Genomic DNA, 15,967 nt, shown 5'->3' on the forward strand with positions numbered 1-15,967 from the left:
GCGGCCGCCCGGGAAATTGGCTTGACATCCCGGAAATAAGGCAAGTTACTGAAAAATAAGGAGTTGTTATTTTGCACAATATTTCGGCAAGATAACAAAAGCCTTACAAATCGCTGACTTAGCATTTCTTTACGCCAGCGATCCACAAAGTTATCCACAGCTTTTGTGGACAAGCTTCCGCCAGGGTTTCCCACCGAGTCTGCTGCATGCCCGTTTTGCGCGTTGCCCTCGATCTGCCGCTACACCGCTTGTTCGAATACCGGGTCGAGCAGGCGTCGGCAGCCGATGTCGGGCGCCGGGTGCGGGTGCCTTTCGGGCGCGGCGAAAAGATCGGCATCGTCGTCGGCGTCGTCGAGCAAGGGGAATGGCCACTTGAGCAGCTAAAGGCGGCGACGGCGATCCTCGACGATCTGCCGCCCTTGCCGGCGGATTTCTTCGCCCTCTGCGAGTTCGCCAGCAATTATTACCAGGCGCCCTTCGGTGAAGTGCTGATGCAGGCGCTGCCGGTCGGCCTCAAGCGTCTGGCGGCGCCGCAGCGGCGGGCCGGGCGGGCGGTGAAGGCGGTGGCGCCGCTGCCAGCGCCGGCACTGACTGTCGAGCAGGCAGTGGCGATCGACGCGGTGGCGATCAACGGCGGCTTTTCCGCCCACCTGCTGTTCGGCGTCACCGGCAGCGGCAAGACCGAGGTCTATCTGCGCCTGATCGAGCGCACGCTGGCGCTCGGCGACCAGGTGCTGCTGCTGGTGCCGGAAATCAACCTGACGCCGCAGTTGGAAGCGCGCGTGCGCAGCCGTTTTCCCGAGCACAACGTGGTCGCGCTGCACAGCGAACTGGCCGAAGCGGCGCGCGAGCGCAACTGGCGCGCCGCCTTCAGCGGCGCGGCGGCAATCGTCCTCGGCACCCGCCTGGCGGTCTTCACGCCGCTGCCGCGGCTCGGCCTGATCCTGATCGACGAGGAGCACGATCCCTCGTTCAAGCAGCAGGATGGCATGCGCTATTCGGCGCGCGACCTGGCGGTGGTGCGGGCCCGCCAGCAGGCGGTGCCGATCCTGCTCGGTTCGGCGACGCCGTCGCTGGAAACCTGGGCCAATGCGCAAGGCAGCCGCTACACGTTGCTGACCCTGCGCGAGCGCGCCAATCCGCAGGCCCGGCTGCCGGCGGTGCGCCTGGTCGATACCCGGCGCATGGCGCTACGCGAAGGTGTCAGCGAGGCGCTGGTGAGCGCCATCCGCCAGCGCCTGGAACGCGGTGAGCAGAGTCTGGTCTTCCTCAACCGGCGCGGCTACGCGCCGGTGCTGGCGTGCCCGGCCTGCGGCTGGGTGTCGCGCTGCCACCGCTGCGCCGCCAACCTGGTCCTGCACCTGGCCGACCGCCGTCTGCGCTGCCACCACTGCGGCCTGGAGGAGCGCATTCCGCGTGCCTGTCCGACCTGTGGCAACCAAGACATCCACCCCTTCGGCCGCGGCACGCAGCGGGTCGAGGAATGGCTGCAGGGCGAGTTTCCGGAGGCCCGCATCCTGCGCGTCGACCGCGATTCGGTGAAGAGCCGCAAGCAGTGGGAGGCGATGCTCGACCGCATCCACGGCGGCGAGGCGGACATTCTGGTCGGTACGCAGATGCTGGCCAAGGGGCACGATTTTCCGAAGCTGACGCTGGTCGGCGTGCTCGGCGCCGACTCGGCGCTCTACGCCGCCGACTGGCGCGCGCCGGAGCGCCTGTTCGCGCAGCTGATGCAGGTCGCTGGCCGCGCCGGGCGGGCCGAACTGGAAGGTGAGGTACTGATCCAGACCCAGTATCCCGAGCATCCGCTATTCGCGGCGCTGGTTGCCCAGGACTACCCCGGTTTCGCCGCCAGTCAGCTCAAGGAGCGGGAGCAGGCGGGTTTTCCGCCCTACGCCTTCCAGGCAGTGTTACGCGCCGAAGCGCCGGCAATGGCCGACGCCATGGCTTTCCTGGCCCAGGCGGTGGCGCTGCCGCCGGTCGCCGAGCACGAGCAGGTGATGCTCTACGACCCGGTACCGATGCGCATGGCCCGCCTGGCCAACCTGGAGCGCGCCCAGCTGCTGGTCGAAGCCGGTTCGCGTCCGGCGCTGCAGGCCTTCTTGCCGCGCTGGCGGGCGGCGATCGAGCAGCTCAAGCAGCCGGCGCGCCTGCGCTGGCATCTCGAAGTCGATCCGCTGGAGCTGTAAGCGTCGTTCAGCTGTGGCGCGGCGGCAGCCACTTGAGCAACAGGCGGTAGAGCAGTTCGGGGTCGATCGGTTTGCTGGCGAAGTCGTTCATGCCGGCCGCGAAACAATTAGCCCTGTCCTCGGCGAAGGCGTTCGCCGTCATCGCCACGATCGGCAGCTTTTCCCGGCCGGGCAGGCGGCGGATGCGGCGCGTCGCCTCGAGACCGTCCAGGCGCGGCATCTGCATGTCCATCAGGACCAGGTCGTAATCCCGGGCGCTGACCATGGCCACCGCCTGCGCGCCGTCTTCGGCGAAATCGGCGCTCAGGCCAGTGTCGGCGAGCAGTTCGAGGGCGATCTCGCGGTTGACCGGCTCGTCCTCGACCAGCAGGACGCGGCAGTCGCGGCAGCGCTGGCGCAGTGTTTCCTCCGGCTCGCCGCTGCTGTCGCTTGCGGTGCTGCCCATTTCGGGCGCCTGGCGCAGGCGGGCGGTGAACCAGAAGCTGCTGCCTTTGCCGGGGGCGCTGTCGAGGCCTACCGAACCGCCCATCGCTGCGGCGATCTTGGCAGTGATCGCCAGTCCCAGGCCGGTGCCGCCGAAGCGCCGGGTGGTCGAAGTGTCGGCCTGTTCGAAGGCAGAAAACAGCCGGCTTTGGGCTTCGACCGGGATGCCGATACCGGAGTCGCTGACCGCGAAGCGCAGCAGGACGCTGTGGTCGCCCTGGTCGATCAGGTCGGCGCGCAGGGCGACGCTGCCTTTTTCGGTGAACTTGATCGCGTTGCTGGCGTAATTGAGCAGGCACTGCTGCAGCCGGGTCGGGTCGCCAAGGAGGCGTTCCGGCAGTGGGGTGCGTTCGATGGTGAAGGCCAGATTTTTGCTCTCTGCCTTTTCCAGCAGCATCGAGCGGACATTTTCGAGCAGGCTGACCGGGTTGAAGACGATTTCCTCGAGCATCAGCTTGCCGGCTTCGATCTTCGACAGATCGAGTACGGTGTTGATGGTTTCCAGCAGGTGATGGCTGGCGGCGTCGAGCTTGTCGAGGCGCTCGAGCTGTTCCGGCGGCAGGCCGCCGCGGCGGATCAGGTGGGTCATGCCGCCGATGGCGTTGAGCGGGGTGCGGATTTCGTGGCTCATGTTGGCGAGGAAGGCGCTTTTTGCCTGGTTGGCCTTCTCAGCGGCGGCCTTGGCTTCGCCCAGTTCGCGGGTGCGCACGGCGACCTGCTCTTCCAGGTGGAGGCGATAGCTGTCCAGCTCGGCGGCCAGCCGTTTCTTCTCGGTGACGTCTTCCTGTACCGCGACGTAGTGGCTGATCCGGCCGTCCGGTTCGCGCAACGGCGTGATGATTGCCGCCTGGATGTATTCGCTGCCGTCCTTGCGCCGGTTATGGAATTCCCCCGACCAGGTTTCGCCATGGGCCAGTGCCCGGCGCAGGCTGCCGTAGGTTTCCGGGGCGGTCTTGCCGGAATGCAGCAGGCGCGGGTTTTCGCCCAGCACTTCATCGCGCCGGAAACCGGTGTTGTGGACGAAAGAGGCGTTGACGTACTCGATGCGCGATTCGGTATCGGTAATCAGGATGCTGGCCGGGCTTTGCTCGACGGCCAGCGAAAACAGGCGCAGGCCTTCCTCGGCCTGCCGGCGTTCGGCGATTTCGCGGTCGAGGGCGGCATGGTGGCTCTGCAACTCGCGGCGCATGCGCTCGAAAGCCTCGATCAGTTGGCCGAGGTCGTCATCGCCGGCAAGCGGCAGCGCCGCCGCGTAATTGCGCCGGGCGAGTTCGGCGGCGGCTTCCGAGAGGCGGCGCAACGGCCGGTGTACCACCCGTTCGACCAGAATCCACAGCAACAGCACGCAGCCGCCCAGCAGCGCCAGCAGGATCGCGCTCATCGTCCGGTGTTCGCGGCGCTGCAGGTTCATCTGCGGCGCCAGGTCGTAGAGGGCGTCGATGCGGGCGAGCTGGCGACCGGCAAAGTTCAGCGGTTGCGACAGGCGACGCAGGTCGCCGCCAATTTCGCGCAGCGCTTCGTCGCGCTCGATCAGCAGCGGATAGAGCTGCCGCCCATTGCTGTCGATCAGGCTGATCGACACCCAGTCCGGGTTCTTTTCCAGCAGGCGGTCGAGATTCTCGTTGATGATGTCGAGCTGCTGACCCATGACCAGCGGCAACAGGCTTTCGCCGATGCTGTCGAGATGGCGCTGTGCCGATTGCAACTGGGTCTGCTCGACGTTGGCCAGGCTGCGCTGCAGCCAGAAGCGGTCCATCAGCAGGGCGACTGCCAGCGCCACCAGCAACAGCGGCAGCAGCAGCTTCCAGCGCAGCGACAGGCGGTCGATCACGGTTGTTCCAGGTAATTATTCAGCTGCAGCGACTTGAGCACGTCGTAATCGGCAATCTGCGCGGCGACCGGCGACTGCATCGGCACTTTCTCGAGCAGGGCCCGGCCTTCGTTGGTGCTGGCCAGTTCGATGAAGGCCTGGCGGATTTTTTCCCGGACTTCGGCGGGCACCCGCCGGTGTGCGGCGAGCGGATGCGAGGGCATCGGCGCGGTACGGTGCAGGACGCGCAGGGCCCCCTGAATCCGGGCATCCTGTTCGCCCAGCGTCTTCTGGACCGAACCGCCGGCATCGGCGAAGCCGTTGATGACGTGCAGGAAGACCGAACTGTGGGTCTTGGCGATGATGACCTGGGTTTTGACGCCGAACTGCCGGTCGAGCTCGGCGCGCAGCAGCAGGCTGGCGCCGAGCGCGGTCATCGACGGCACGGCCAGCGTTTTGCCCTGCAGATCGCTGACTTTCTGCAGTGGACTGTCCTTGCGCACCACCAGGATGCCGTGGATCGGCCGGGCATCGCGCACCAGCGGAATGTAGCCGGGCGTTTCGGCGACCACCGGCATCATGTAGGGATTGAGGTAGATGAAGTCGTACTGTCCCTTCTGCACGTCGCTCTCGTAATCGCTGACCGACAGCGAGGTGACCAGATGCAGCTGCAGGGCGGTGCGCTTTTCCAGCTGATCGACGATGGGTTGCCAGATGCTGAACAACATGCGCCGCTCGAACTGCGGCACGACCGAGAAGGTATAGCTTTCCTCGGCGGCGGCGGGGAGGAGGGTGCCGAGCAGCACGCAGGCTGCCAGAAAAATTTGCCGGATGATCCGGAGGCTGAAGGGTTTCATGGCTGCTGCCTCAAGGTGAGAGCGATTCACTGCCGATTCTCCGTCTGTCGGCGAGGAGTGTCCATCGGACTTTCGCCGGTATCCGGCACGCCCTTTGCAAGTGTGGTCACCCAAACACAGCCAGGAGGGTGGTCATGAAAATCGAAACGTCTACCGTCAAGCTGACGGCAAGCCACGAAGCCAGTTACGAGCGACGGCTCGAGGTCGCCTCGCAGAGCGGTTTCCGGCAGTTGTTCGAGAGTATGGCGGCGAGTGACGACGAAAACCTTGCCGAGCTGCGCAAGCGGGTCCAGCGCCTGCTTGACGCGCTGGTCGGGGCGATCTTTGCGGCAATGGATGGCCGGCAATGCCGGCAGGACGATGCCGCCTGGGTGCCGTTGCCGGCGACCGCCGAGGAAGCCCGGACGGGACGCGAATTCGCCTGGCAGAGCACGATCAGCGAACGGGTCGAGGAAAGCGAGCGTACCCAGGTCTGTGCGAGCGGCACGGTCAATACCTGTGACGGCCGCGAACTGGCTTTCGACCTCTCACTCGAGATGTCGCGCCATTACGGGAAAACCAGCGTCCTTTCGGAAAGCGGCAGCGTCCGCCTGCGCGATCCGCTGGTGCTGAATTTCTCCGGCCAGTCCTGCGAGTTGTCGGAACAGCGCTTCAGCTTCGACCTCGACTGCGACGGCAAGGTCGAATACCTGCCCGAGCTGGGCGCCGGCAACTGCTTCCTGGTCTTCGACCGCAACGGCAATGGGCGGGCCGACGACGGCAGCGAGCTGTTCGGCGCCAGCAGCGGCGATGGCTTTGCCGAACTGGCGAGCCATGACCTCGACGGCAACGGCTGGATCGACGAGGGCGATGCCGCGTTCGACAAGCTTGCCCTGTGGTCGGGCGAGCGCTTCGAATCGCTGACTGCGGCGGGTGTCGGTGCCCTGCATACGGGGGCGGTGGCGGCGCCGTTCTCGCTCAAGTCGCCGGACAACGTCCTGCTCGGACAGATTCGCGCGGCCGGGGTCTACCTGATGGAAAGCGGCCGGGCGGGGATCATGCAGCAGGTCGACCTGGCGACCTCAGCGGCGCCGGCCGAGCCAGAGGAAGCTGCCCAGCGACATGGCCTGCAGGCCTAGCAGGCCGAAGAAGGCGCTGCGGTAGGCGGTGACGGCAGGCATGCCGCCCGCCTGCAGCGCGTCGACCAGGCCGCCGATGCCCCACTGCAGGCCGAAGGCGCCGGCGAAGACGAGCAGGTTCAGCGCCGTGTTGGCGCGTCCGGAAAGCCGGCTCGGGAAGGCCTGGGCGACCAGCGAATAGGCGATGTTGGAGAGCGAGAAGCAGGCGCCGAGCAGCGGCCAGAGCAGGCCGCCGCCCGCTTGCGGAAAACTGCAGATCAGCGCGAAGGCGGCAAAGGCGGCGAGCATCGCGCCGCGAAACAGCGTCGCCAGCGGCACGCCACGGCGCACCAGGGTGCTGGCGAAGAAGCCCATGAACAGGAAGCCGCCGAGCATGGCCAGGCCCATCCAGGTCAGCCGGTCGGCGACGGCGGCGGCGGCCAGCCCCTCGGTGACGTTCATCCAGCGCGAGGCCCAGAGGCCTTGCACGGCCATGAAGCCGCCGGTGAAAAAACAGCCCATCGGCGCGTAGCGCCAGAAATGCCGGCTGGCGAAGATTTCCCGGACCCCGGCCAGTTGCTCGGCGAAGCCGCTGCCGCCGGCCTCCGCCGGGCGCTCCGGAACGCTGCGCCAGATCAGGGCGGCGACCGCCAGTGTCAGCGCGGCGAGGGCGAGGACGATTTCGCGCCAGCCGGTGACGCCGAGCGCCAGTTCCAGCGGCTTGCTCGCCGCCAGCGCGCCCATGCCGCCGGAGGCCATGATCCAGCCGGTCAACGAGGCCTGGCGCTCGGGCGGAAACCATTGCGTGAAGGCCTTGAACGAGGCCATCAGGCAGGCCGAGACGCCGAGGCCGATCAGGGCACGGCCGACGGTCAGCCCGCCGAGGCCGTCGGCGCTGGCGAACAGCGCGGCACCGGCAGCGGCGACGACGAGCAGCGCGGCTTCGACGCGGCGCGGCCCGAAACGGTCGAGCAGCATGCCGAGCGGTAGCTGGGCAGCGCCGAAGGCGAGGAAGTAGGTGCTGGTGAGCAGGCCCAGTGCATTGTCGGGCAGGGCCAGTTCGCCAGCGATTACCGGGCCGAGCACGGCATTCACCGTGCGGTAGAGGTAGGACAGGAAGTAGCCGGCGGCAAACGGCAGGAAAAGGCGCCGCATCAGATTGTTGGGAGGGGTCACGGTTGTGGCGGTTTCACATGGAACCCGAGCGGGGCCGGGGCGGGTGTATCGGGGTGGCGTCGCAGCCAGTCGGTGCGCTGGACGATCTTCTGCCGCCAGTGGCTGGCGATGCCCGGTGTCGTTGCCAGGTGGTCGAGTTCGGCGAGCGGCGGGCGGTGCGTCTGGCACAGCCGCAGTGCTTCGCCCAGCGTCATCGCGCTGGCGGCTTCTTCCAGCAGCAGCGGCTCGCCGGGGGCGACCGTGCCGGGAGTGACGACCCGCCAGTACCAGCCGTTCAGCCGCTGCTCGGCGATGAATTGCGCCATGCCATCGGTGGCGAAGCGTTCGTCGATCTTCCAGCAGGGACTGCGCGGCTGGCAGACCTGCAGGCGGGCGCTGCCGAGCCGCCAGATGTCACCGACGCGCACGCTGTCTTCGTCGAGATCGGGCGTCGCCAGGTTCTCGCCGAGGCTGCCGGGAACTAGCTGGCTGGCGATTTCCGGGAAGCGCGCGGCAAGGCGCGCGTAATGCGCCGTCGGGTAGAGGTGGACGGCTTTTTCCGGGCCACCGTGCACGCGCAGGTCGGCCTGCTGGTCAGTGGTGAAACCATTGATGCCGAGTTCGAGCGGGCCGCTGGCCGGTAGCTTGTAAATGCCGGTCGGACGACCGGATCCGGGCAGCGGCCGGATGCCGCCGACGAAGAGGGAGACTCGTGCCATGCCGGATGCCGTCAGTCCCACAGCCAGGCCGCGCCCCGTACGCCGGACGAGTCGCCATGCACGGCCGGCAGGAAGCGGGTTCGGCAACTGTCGGAAAAGACGTAGGGCAGGCAGGCCTCTGGCAGGCGCCGGTAAAGTTGCCGGATGTTGGAGAGGCCGCCGCCGAGAACGATGACTTCCGGATCGAGGAGGTTGATGACGCCGGCCAGGGCGCGGCCGAGGCGGGCCAGGTGGCGGTCCAGCGTCGCCGCGCAGGCGCTGTCGCCGGCGGCTGCGTGTTCGGCGATCTGCACCGCGCTCAGGTCGCTGCCGCTGCTCCGGCGGTGGTCGGCAGCGAGGCCGGGGCCGGACAGCCAGGTCTCGATGCAGCCCTGGCGACCGCAGTAGCAGGGCAGCGCGGGCAGGGGATCGTCTGCCGCCGGCGGCAGCGGGTTGTGCCCCCACTCGCCGGCGATCGCATTGGCGCCGATCAGGACCTTGCCATCAATGACGATGCCGCCGCCGACGCCGGTGCCGAGGATGACGCCGAAGACGCAACGGGCGCCGCGCCCGGCGCCGTCGATCGCTTCCGACAGGGCGAAGCAGTTGGCATCGTTGGCCAGACGGATTTCCCGCTGCAGCAGCATCTGCAGGTCATCGCGCAGCGACTGGCCGTTGAGGCAGGTCGAGTTGGCGTTCTTGATCCGCCCGTCGAGCAGCGATTCGGCGCCGGGGATGCCGATGCCGACGCTGCCGTGGTCGCCGGTTTCGTTTTCGGCGCCGGCGACCAGGCCGGCGATCGCCTGCAAGGTACCCCGGTAATCGCCCTGCGGGGTTGGCACCCGGCGGCGCAGGCGCTCACTGCCGTCGGTGGCGAGGGCGACGATCTCGATCTTGCTGCCGCCGAGGTCAATGCCCAGGCGCATCAGACGCGCACGGCGACGCCCTTGACGTTGCCCCAGGTGGTGGTCAGCGTGCGCAGCACGCTGGCGCCGGATTCGAGTAGTAGCAGGAAGAGGTCGCGTTCCGAATAGAGACAGACCGCGTCCGGCATCTCGTACTTGCGTGCCATGCTCGGAGAAAGTTTGCTCCAGCGTTCGTAGATCGACTGTTCGCGCCCGGCGTAGTCTTCCCCCAGCTCCGAATGCAGGCCCATGATGGAAAGGTAGAGCTTGCCGCCGATTTTCAATTGCTGCATCAACTGCTGGATCAGCTGCTTGCCGCGAGCGTAAGGCAGATGGCAGAGACCATGGCGGAAAACGATGATGTCGTAGGGGGCAGCGTCATCCTGCGTGGGCGGGGCCGGTAGTTCGGTGGCGGCGAAGCGGATGTGGTCTGGATAGCCGGCAGCCAGGACGCGCCCTTCGATTTCCTGCCGGCGGCTGGCCTGGTCGGCCAGCGTGACCTGCGCGCCGAGCGCCGCGAAGCGGGTCGCCAGCTTGGCGCCGCCGGCCGGCATGACGAGCACGGAAACCGCGTTGTCGAAGCGCTGGCGCTTGACGCACTCTTCCAGTGCCAGTTGCTGGATCGGGTCGTTTTCCTCTGCCCAGGGACTGGCTTGCAGATTCTTGTTCATGGTGTCTCCCCCTCCCAGCCATTGTGCACGAGCTGGACGACCCCTGACAACCGGGTGTTCCCCTTGGGGAAGTCCGCAATTGACGGGGCGTTCCGGCTGCGCGAAGCTGACCGCGGTGTCGGAAAACCGAGGGCTTGGCCGGCCGGAATATCGGAAATCCGTTGGCCCTCGCTCTCGTCGGGCCGCTTGTGCCGAAGGGAATCAATGACTTATCGCAGCCGCGCCGCTTGCTTTTGCCTGGCACATGGCTTGCGATGCATTGGCTGTCGAAGCCCGCTCGGGGCTTCCTCACTCATCAGGAGAAGACATGAAACGTATCGCCCTCGCTGCCGCTCTCGCCGCCGTGTTTTCCACCGCTGCCGTCACCCCGGCGGTCGCTCAGGAAGCCTCAACGCTGAAGAAGATCAAGGACACCGGCAGCATCACGCTCGGTCACCGCGAATCCTCGATCCCGTTCTCCTATTACGACGACAAGCAACAGGTCATCGGTTATTCGCATGAACTGATGCTCAAGGTCGTCGATGCGGTCAAGAGCGAACTGAAGCTGGCCAAGCTCGACACCAAGCTGATGCCGGTCACTTCGGCCAACCGCATCACGCTGCTGCAGAACGGTACCGTCGACATCGAGTGCGGTTCGACCACCAACAATCTTGAGCGCCAGAAGCAGGTTGGCTTCTCGACCACCATCTTCGTCATCGGCACCCGCCTGATGACCAAGAAGACCTCCGGCATCAACGACTTCGCCGACCTCGCCGGCAAGAACGTCGTCACCACTGCCGGTACGACGTCGGAGCGCCTGATCCGCAAGATGAACGAAGAAAAGCAGATGAAGATGAACGTCATCTCGGCCAAGGATCACGGCGAAAGCTTCCTGACCCTGGAAACTGGCCGTGCCGTCGCCTTCATGATGGATGACGCGCTGCTCTACGGCGAAATGGCCAAGGCCAAGAAGCCGGGCGACTGGGCGGTGGTCGGCACGGCGCAGTCGAAGGAAGCTTACGGCTGCATGCTGCGCAAGGACGACGCCGAGTTCAAGAAGGTGGTCGATGCGGCGCTGACCAAGGCGATGACTTCCGGCGACGCCGAGAAGATCTACAACAAGTGGTTCATGAACCCGATCCCGCCCAAGGGCCTGAACCTGAACATGCCGCTGTCGGCTGAAATGAAGGCCCTGTACAAGGCGCCGAACGACAAAGCCTTCGAGTAATTCCCCAAATCATTTGCTGTGCTGCCGGCACCTCCCGAGTGAGGTGCCAGGCCCGGCTCATCCCTAAAAAACAGAGGAGTTCATCATGTTCAAGCGAATTTTCACCCGTTGCGCGGTCTTCGCCGCCGGTTGCGCCGCCTCGCTGGCGGTCATGGCCGCCCAACCCAACGTCGTCATCCTCGCCACTGGCGGCACCATTGCCGGTGCCGGTGCGGAAGCCACCAACAGCGCCACCTACCAGGCAGCGAAAGTGCCGGTCGACAAGCTGATCGCCGGCGTTCCGGAACTCGCCAAGGTTGCTGCCGTGCGCGGCGAGCAGGTATTCCAGATCGCTTCCGAAAGCTTCACCAACGAGCATCTGCTGACGCTCGGCAAGCGTGTTTCGGCGCTGACCAAGCAGGCCGACGTTGACGGCATCGTCATCACCCACGGCACCGACACGCTGGAAGAAACCGCCTACTTCCTGAATCTGGTGATCAAGAGCGACAAGCCGATTGTCCTCGTCGGTTCGATGCGTCCGGGCACCGCGATGTCGGCCGACGGCATGCTCAACCTGTACAACGCCGTCGCCGCTGCCGCAGCCAAGGATGCACGCGGCAAGGGCGTGCTGGTGGCGATGAACGACGAATTGAACAGCGGGCGCGATGTGTCCAAGATGATCAACATCCAGACCGGCGCCTTCAAGAGCCCCTGGGGTCCGCTGGGCATGATCGTCGAAGGCAAGAACTACTGGTTCCGCCTGCCGGCCAAGCGCCACACCGTGAACTCCGAGTTCGACATCGACAAGATCGACAGCCTGCCGGCAGTCGGCATCGCCTACGGTCACGGCAACGTCGCCGACACCGCCTACAAGGCGCTCGCCGCCAGCGGTGCCAAGGCGATCATCCACGCCGGTACCGGCAACGGTTCGGTGGCCAAGAACGTCGTTCCGGCGCTGCGCGAACTGCGTGGACAGGGCGTGCACATCATCCGTTCGTCGCACGTCAATGCCGGCGGCTTCGTCCTGCGCAACGCCGAGCAGCCGGATGACCAGTACGACTGGGTCGTCGCCCACGACCTCAACCCGCAGAAGGCCCGCATCCTGGCCACCGTCGCCCTGACCAAGACCGGCGACAGCAAGGAACTGCAGCGCATTTTCTGGGAATACTGATCCCGGCACGCGGGCGGCCGGCTCCGGTCGCCCTCAATCACCTTTTCAGGAGTTCCTCATGAATTACCAATGGAACTGGTCCATCTTCCTGCAAACCACCGTGGTCGGTGACACGACCTACCTTGGCTGGATGTTTGCCGGCCTGCAGATGACCTTGATGCTCTCGCTCAGCGCCTGGGTCATCGCGCTGCTGCTCGGTGCCGTTGTCGGTGTCTTGCGTACCGTCCCGAACAAGCTGCTGAGCGGGCTCGCTACTGCTTACGTCGAACTCTTTCGCAACATCCCCCTGCTGGTGCAACTGTTCATCTGGTATTTCGTGATGCCGGAACTGGTGCCGCAGAGCCTGGGCGACGCCTACAAGCAGTCGCATCCGGTGTTGCAGCAGTTCCTGGCGGCGATGCTGTGCCTGGCGCTGTTTACCAGTGCCCGGGTGGCCGAGCAGGTGCGCTCGGGCATCAACTCGCTGCCGCGCGGCCAGAAGAACGCCGGCCTGGCGCTCGGTTTCACGCTGCCGCAGGTGTATCGCCACGTGCTGTTGCCGATGGCTTTCCGCCTGATCATGCCGCCGCTGACCTCGGAATTTCTCAACATCTTCAAGAATTCCGCCGTCTGCTCAACCATCGGCCTGCTCGAACTGGCCGCCCAGGGGCGCCAACTGGTCGATTACACGGCGCAACCCTACGAATCCTTCATCGCCGTCACCGTGGCCTATGTGGCGATCAACGTCATCGTCATGACGCTGATGAAGAAGCTGGAAGACAAGGTCCGCGTGCCGGGCTACATGGGGGGCAAGTAAATGGTTTACGAATTCGACTGGTCTTCGATCCCCGGCGCCTTGCCGATACTTTGGGACGGCATGGCGGTATCGCTGGAAATCACCTTGACCGCCATTGTTGTCGGCATCGTCTGGGGCACCCTGCTGGCGATGATGCGCTTGTCTTCGATCAAGCCGCTGTCGCTGTTTGCCGCCGGCTACGTGAACCTGTTCCGCGCCATACCGCTGGTCATGGTGCTGCTCTGGTTCTTCCTGATCGTGCCGCGCTTCATCGCCGACCTCTTCGGCCTGCCGCCCAATACCGACCTGCGTCTGGCCTCGGCGATGATCGGCTTTGCCTTGTTTGAGTCAGCCTACTACTCGGAGATCATCCGTGCCGGCATCCAGTCGGTGCCGAAGGGGCAGATGGCTGCCTGCCAGGCGCTGGGCATGACTTATGGTCAGGCGATGCGCCTGGTGATCCTGCCGCAGGCCTTCCGCAACATGGTGCCGCTGCTGCTGACCCAGGCCATCATCCTGTTCCAGGACACCTCGCTGGTTTACGTGTCCGCGCTGGCCGACTTCTTCGGTGCCGCCTACAAGGTCGGCGATCGCGACGGACGGCTGGTCGAACTGCTGCTGTTCGCCGGTCTCGTCTATTTCGTCCTCTGCTTTGCCGCGTCGATGCTGGTCAAGCATCTGCAGAAAAAATACCAACCGGCCTGAGGCCGCGTTTCCAGGAGATTGTCATGATCCAGATTTCCCATGTCAGCAAGAACTACGGCACCTTCGACGTGCTCAAGGACTGCAGCACCACGGTCAGCAAGGGCGAGGTGATCGTCGTCTGCGGCCCCTCGGGTTCCGGCAAATCGACGCTGATCAAATGCGTCAATGGCCTCGAACCCTTCCAGTCGGGCGAGATCATCGTCAACGGCACCTCGGTCGGCGATCCGAAGACCAAGCTGTCCAAGCTGCGTGCCCACGTCGGTATGGTCTTCCAGAACTTCGAACTGTTCCCGCACATGAGCATCACCCAGAACCTGGCTATCGCCCAGGTCAAGGTGCTCGGCCGCAAGCAGGACGAGGCCATCGACAAGGGCTTGAAGCTGCTCGACCGGGTCGGCCTCAAGGCACATGCCCACAAGTTCCCCGGCCAGCTGTCTGGCGGCCAGCAGCAGCGGGTGGCGATCGCCCGGGCGCTGGCGATGGACCCGATCTGCATGCTGTTCGACGAACCGACCTCGGCGCTTGACCCGGAAATGGTCAATGAAGTGCTCGACGTGATGACCGAACTGGCCCAGGAAGGCATGACCATGATGTGCGTCACGCACGAAATGGGCTTCGCCAAGCGCGTTGCCAACCGGGTCATCTTCATGGACCACGGCCGCATCGTCGAGGACGACAGCAAGGAAGCCTTCTTCGCCAATCCGCGTTCGGAACGGGCGCAGCAGTTCCTGGCCAAGATCCTGCACCACTGAGCCTGACCCCAACCCCAAAAACACAACGGAGACAACATGAGCACAAGACTCGAACACGACCTTCTCGGCGACGCCGAAGTACCGGCCAGCGCCTACTGGGGCGTGCATACGCTGCGGGCGATCGAGAACTACCCGATCACCGGCAAGAGCATCGGCACTTACGGCGAACTGGTGCGCGCCCTGGCCCTGACCAAGCAGGCGGCGGCGATGGCCAATGCCGAACTCGGCCAGCTCGACCGCACGCGCGCCGACGCGATCATCGCCGCCTGCCAGGAAATCGCCGGCGGCAAGCTGCACGATGCGTTCGTCGTCGACGTCATCCAGGGCGGCGCCGGCACCTCGACCAACATGAACGCCAACGAGGTGATCGCCAACCGGGCGCTGGAAATCCTCGGCCACCAGAAGGGCGATTACGCCCATCTGCACCCGCTCAATCACGTCAACATGTCGCAGAGCACCAATGACGTCTATCCGACGGCGCTGCGCGTTGCCGCCTGCTTCGCCATCCGTGGCCTGCTGTCGGCGATGGCCGGCCTGCGCGAAGCCTTCGCCGCCAAGGCCGAGGAGTTCAAGGACGTGCTGAAGATCGGCCGTACCCAGCTCCAGGATGCCGTGCCGATGACGCTCGGCCAGGAGTTCTCGACCTACGCGGTGATGCTGCACGAGGACGAGTTACGCCTGGGCGAGGCGATCGCCCTGATCCGCGAAATCAACCTCGGCGCCACCGCGATCGGCACCGGCATCAATACCGACATGCGCTATTCCAAGCTCGCCATCGATCACCTGTCGCGGCTCTCCGGTTTCGCGCTGGAAGCGGCGCCCAACCTGATCGAGGCGACCCAGGACTGCGGCGCCTTCGTCCAGCTTTCCGGTGTCTTGAAGCGCGTTGCCGCCAAGCTGTCGAAGACCTGCAACGACCTGCGTCTGCTCTCTTCCGGCCCGCAGGCCGGGCTCAATGAAATCAACCTGCCGGCGCGCGCCGCCGGTTCGTCGATCATGCCGGGCAAGGTCAATCCGGTGATCCCGGAAGTGGTCAACCAGATCGCCTTCGAAGTGATCGGCAACGACGTCACCATCACCATGGCGGCGGAGGGCGGCCAACTGCAGTTGAACGCCTTCGAACCGATCATCGCCCACAGTCTGTTCAAGAGCATCGAACACCTGGCCGCCGGCTGCCGCACGCTGACCGCCCATTGCGTGCGCGGCATCACCGCCAACCGCGAGCTGCTGGCGGAGCGAGTACGCACTTCGGCCGGTCTGGCGACGGCGCTGAATCCGCACATCGGTTACGAGAACGCCACCCGGGTCGCCCAGAAAGCGCTGCGCAGCGGCCGTGGCGTTGCCGAACTGGTCGAGGAGATGGGACTGATGGACCAGGCGCAACTGGCCGCCGTCCTAGCGCCCGAAGTGCTGACCGCGCCGCGCCGGCCAGGCTGAGGTCGATGCCGGCAGCCGGTTCCGCCGTCGCCCGCCCGCCGCCCGCCGCGGCGGGCGGGCGTTCGGCCGTACAATG

At 65.6% G+C, this 15,967-nt stretch carries 14 protein-coding genes; 8 read left to right on the forward strand and 6 right to left on the reverse strand.

Annotated features, from left to right (window positions below; translation table 11 throughout):
* Positions 1-206: 206 nt before the first annotated feature.
* On the forward strand, positions 207-2,189 hold the full coding sequence (locus ACE3OV_RS04950; RefSeq protein ID WP_374325621.1) for a primosomal protein N': 1,983 nt from the start codon (positions 207-209) through the stop codon (positions 2,187-2,189).
* 7 nt (positions 2,190-2,196) lie between these two features.
* On the opposite strand, the gene ACE3OV_RS04955 is transcribed toward ACE3OV_RS04950, so the two are convergent.
* Complete coding sequence (locus ACE3OV_RS04955; protein WP_374325623.1) at positions 2,197-4,503, reverse strand: response regulator; 2,307 nt, start codon at positions 4,501-4,503, stop codon at positions 2,197-2,199.
* Positions 4,500-5,339, reverse strand: a complete 840-nt coding sequence (locus ACE3OV_RS04960) for a phosphate/phosphite/phosphonate ABC transporter substrate-binding protein (protein WP_374325626.1) — start codon at positions 5,337-5,339, stop codon at positions 4,500-4,502. Before ACE3OV_RS04960 ends, ACE3OV_RS04955 begins: the two co-directional genes overlap by 4 nt.
* A 134-nt stretch (positions 5,340-5,473) precedes the next feature.
* Here ACE3OV_RS04960 and ACE3OV_RS04965 point away from each other — a divergent pair, with 134 nt between their 5' ends.
* Entirely contained in the window at positions 5,474-6,457 is a 984-nt protein-coding gene (locus tag ACE3OV_RS04965) for a hypothetical protein (RefSeq protein WP_374325628.1), read from the forward strand.
* Here ACE3OV_RS04965 and ACE3OV_RS04970 read toward each other — a convergent pair.
* The 4 genes from ACE3OV_RS04970 to ACE3OV_RS04985 are packed head-to-tail and all read right to left on the reverse strand — an operon-like array spanning position 6,401 to position 9,865.
* A complete protein-coding gene (locus tag ACE3OV_RS04970; protein ID WP_374325630.1) occupies positions 6,401-7,591 on the reverse strand; it encodes a nitrate/nitrite transporter in 1,191 nt (396 codons plus the stop codon). The genes ACE3OV_RS04965 and ACE3OV_RS04970 overlap by 57 nt on opposite strands.
* 17 nt (positions 7,592-7,608) lie before the next feature.
* On the reverse strand, positions 7,609-8,310 hold the full coding sequence (locus tag ACE3OV_RS04975) for an MOSC domain-containing protein (RefSeq protein WP_374325632.1): 702 nt from the start codon (positions 8,308-8,310) through the stop codon (positions 7,609-7,611).
* An 11-nt stretch (positions 8,311-8,321) separates the two neighbouring features.
* The gene (locus tag ACE3OV_RS04980) at positions 8,322-9,215 is read right to left on the reverse strand and encodes an ROK family protein (RefSeq protein ID WP_374325634.1); all 894 of its coding nucleotides are present in this window, start codon (positions 9,213-9,215) and stop codon (positions 8,322-8,324) included.
* Positions 9,215-9,865 carry a methyltransferase domain-containing protein gene (locus ACE3OV_RS04985; protein ID WP_374325636.1) on the reverse strand — a complete coding sequence of 217 codons (651 nt, stop codon included), beginning with the start codon at positions 9,863-9,865 and terminating at the stop codon, positions 9,215-9,217. The genes ACE3OV_RS04980 and ACE3OV_RS04985 overlap by 1 nt, the downstream gene beginning before the upstream one ends.
* Positions 9,866-10,172: 307 nt before the next feature.
* Here ACE3OV_RS04985 and ACE3OV_RS04990 point away from each other — a divergent pair, with 307 nt between their 5' ends.
* The 6 genes from ACE3OV_RS04990 (at position 10,173) to ACE3OV_RS05015 (ending at position 15,891) form a co-directional block, all read left to right on the forward strand.
* Positions 10,173-11,072 carry a glutamate/aspartate ABC transporter substrate-binding protein gene (locus tag ACE3OV_RS04990; protein WP_374325639.1) on the forward strand — a complete coding sequence of 300 codons (900 nt, stop codon included), beginning with the start codon at positions 10,173-10,175 and terminating at the stop codon, positions 11,070-11,072.
* Positions 11,073-11,157: 85 nt separating this feature from the next.
* Positions 11,158-12,222 carry an asparaginase gene (locus tag ACE3OV_RS04995; RefSeq protein ID WP_374325641.1) on the forward strand — a complete coding sequence of 355 codons (1,065 nt, stop codon included), beginning with the start codon at positions 11,158-11,160 and terminating at the stop codon, positions 12,220-12,222.
* A 58-nt stretch (positions 12,223-12,280) separates the two neighbouring features.
* The gene (locus ACE3OV_RS05000) at positions 12,281-13,018 is read left to right on the forward strand and encodes an amino acid ABC transporter permease (RefSeq protein ID WP_374325643.1); all 738 of its coding nucleotides are present in this window, start codon (positions 12,281-12,283) and stop codon (positions 13,016-13,018) included.
* Positions 13,019-13,702 (forward strand): glutamate/aspartate ABC transporter permease GltK, encoded by a 684-nt coding sequence (gene gltK / locus ACE3OV_RS05005; protein WP_374325645.1) that lies wholly within the window; start codon positions 13,019-13,021, stop codon positions 13,700-13,702. It begins immediately after the preceding gene.
* Between the two features lie 23 nt (positions 13,703-13,725).
* The gene (locus tag ACE3OV_RS05010) at positions 13,726-14,454 is read left to right on the forward strand and encodes an amino acid ABC transporter ATP-binding protein (RefSeq protein WP_374325647.1); all 729 of its coding nucleotides are present in this window, start codon (positions 13,726-13,728) and stop codon (positions 14,452-14,454) included.
* Positions 14,455-14,490: 36 nt separating this feature from the next.
* Positions 14,491-15,891 (forward strand): aspartate ammonia-lyase, encoded by a 1,401-nt coding sequence (locus ACE3OV_RS05015; RefSeq protein ID WP_374325649.1) that lies wholly within the window; start codon positions 14,491-14,493, stop codon positions 15,889-15,891.
* Positions 15,892-15,967: the final 76 nt, after the last annotated feature.

This window comes from Azonexus sp. (genome assembly GCF_041909095.1).
In the GTDB taxonomy this organism is placed as follows: Bacteria; Pseudomonadota; Gammaproteobacteria; order Burkholderiales; family Rhodocyclaceae; genus Azonexus.

Excerpts from the sequence above, each read along its gene's own strand:
- ACE3OV_RS04950 (WP_374325621.1), top strand. The coding sequence starts at position 207 with ATGCCCGTTTTGCGCGTTGCCCTCGATCTGCCGCTACACCGCTTGTTC.
- ACE3OV_RS04960 (WP_374325626.1), bottom strand. The coding sequence starts at position 5,339 with ATGAAACCCTTCAGCCTCCGGATCATCCGGCAAATTTTTCTGGCAGCC.
- ACE3OV_RS04965 (WP_374325628.1), top strand. The coding sequence starts at position 5,474 with ATGAAAATCGAAACGTCTACCGTCAAGCTGACGGCAAGCCACGAAGCC.
- ACE3OV_RS04970 (WP_374325630.1), bottom strand. The coding sequence starts at position 7,591 with ATGCGGCGCCTTTTCCTGCCGTTTGCCGCCGGCTACTTCCTGTCCTAC.
- ACE3OV_RS04975 (WP_374325632.1), bottom strand. The coding sequence starts at position 8,310 with ATGGCACGAGTCTCCCTCTTCGTCGGCGGCATCCGGCCGCTGCCCGGA.
- ACE3OV_RS04980 (WP_374325634.1), bottom strand. The coding sequence starts at position 9,215 with ATGCGCCTGGGCATTGACCTCGGCGGCAGCAAGATCGAGATCGTCGCC.
- ACE3OV_RS04985 (WP_374325636.1), bottom strand. The coding sequence starts at position 9,865 with ATGAACAAGAATCTGCAAGCCAGTCCCTGGGCAGAGGAAAACGACCCG.
- ACE3OV_RS04990 (WP_374325639.1), top strand. The coding sequence starts at position 10,173 with ATGAAACGTATCGCCCTCGCTGCCGCTCTCGCCGCCGTGTTTTCCACC.
- ACE3OV_RS04995 (WP_374325641.1), top strand. The coding sequence starts at position 11,158 with ATGTTCAAGCGAATTTTCACCCGTTGCGCGGTCTTCGCCGCCGGTTGC.
- ACE3OV_RS05000 (WP_374325643.1), top strand. The coding sequence starts at position 12,281 with ATGAATTACCAATGGAACTGGTCCATCTTCCTGCAAACCACCGTGGTC.
- gltK (WP_374325645.1), top strand. The coding sequence starts at position 13,019 with ATGGTTTACGAATTCGACTGGTCTTCGATCCCCGGCGCCTTGCCGATA.
- ACE3OV_RS05010 (WP_374325647.1), top strand. The coding sequence starts at position 13,726 with ATGATCCAGATTTCCCATGTCAGCAAGAACTACGGCACCTTCGACGTG.
- ACE3OV_RS05015 (WP_374325649.1), top strand. The coding sequence starts at position 14,491 with ATGAGCACAAGACTCGAACACGACCTTCTCGGCGACGCCGAAGTACCG.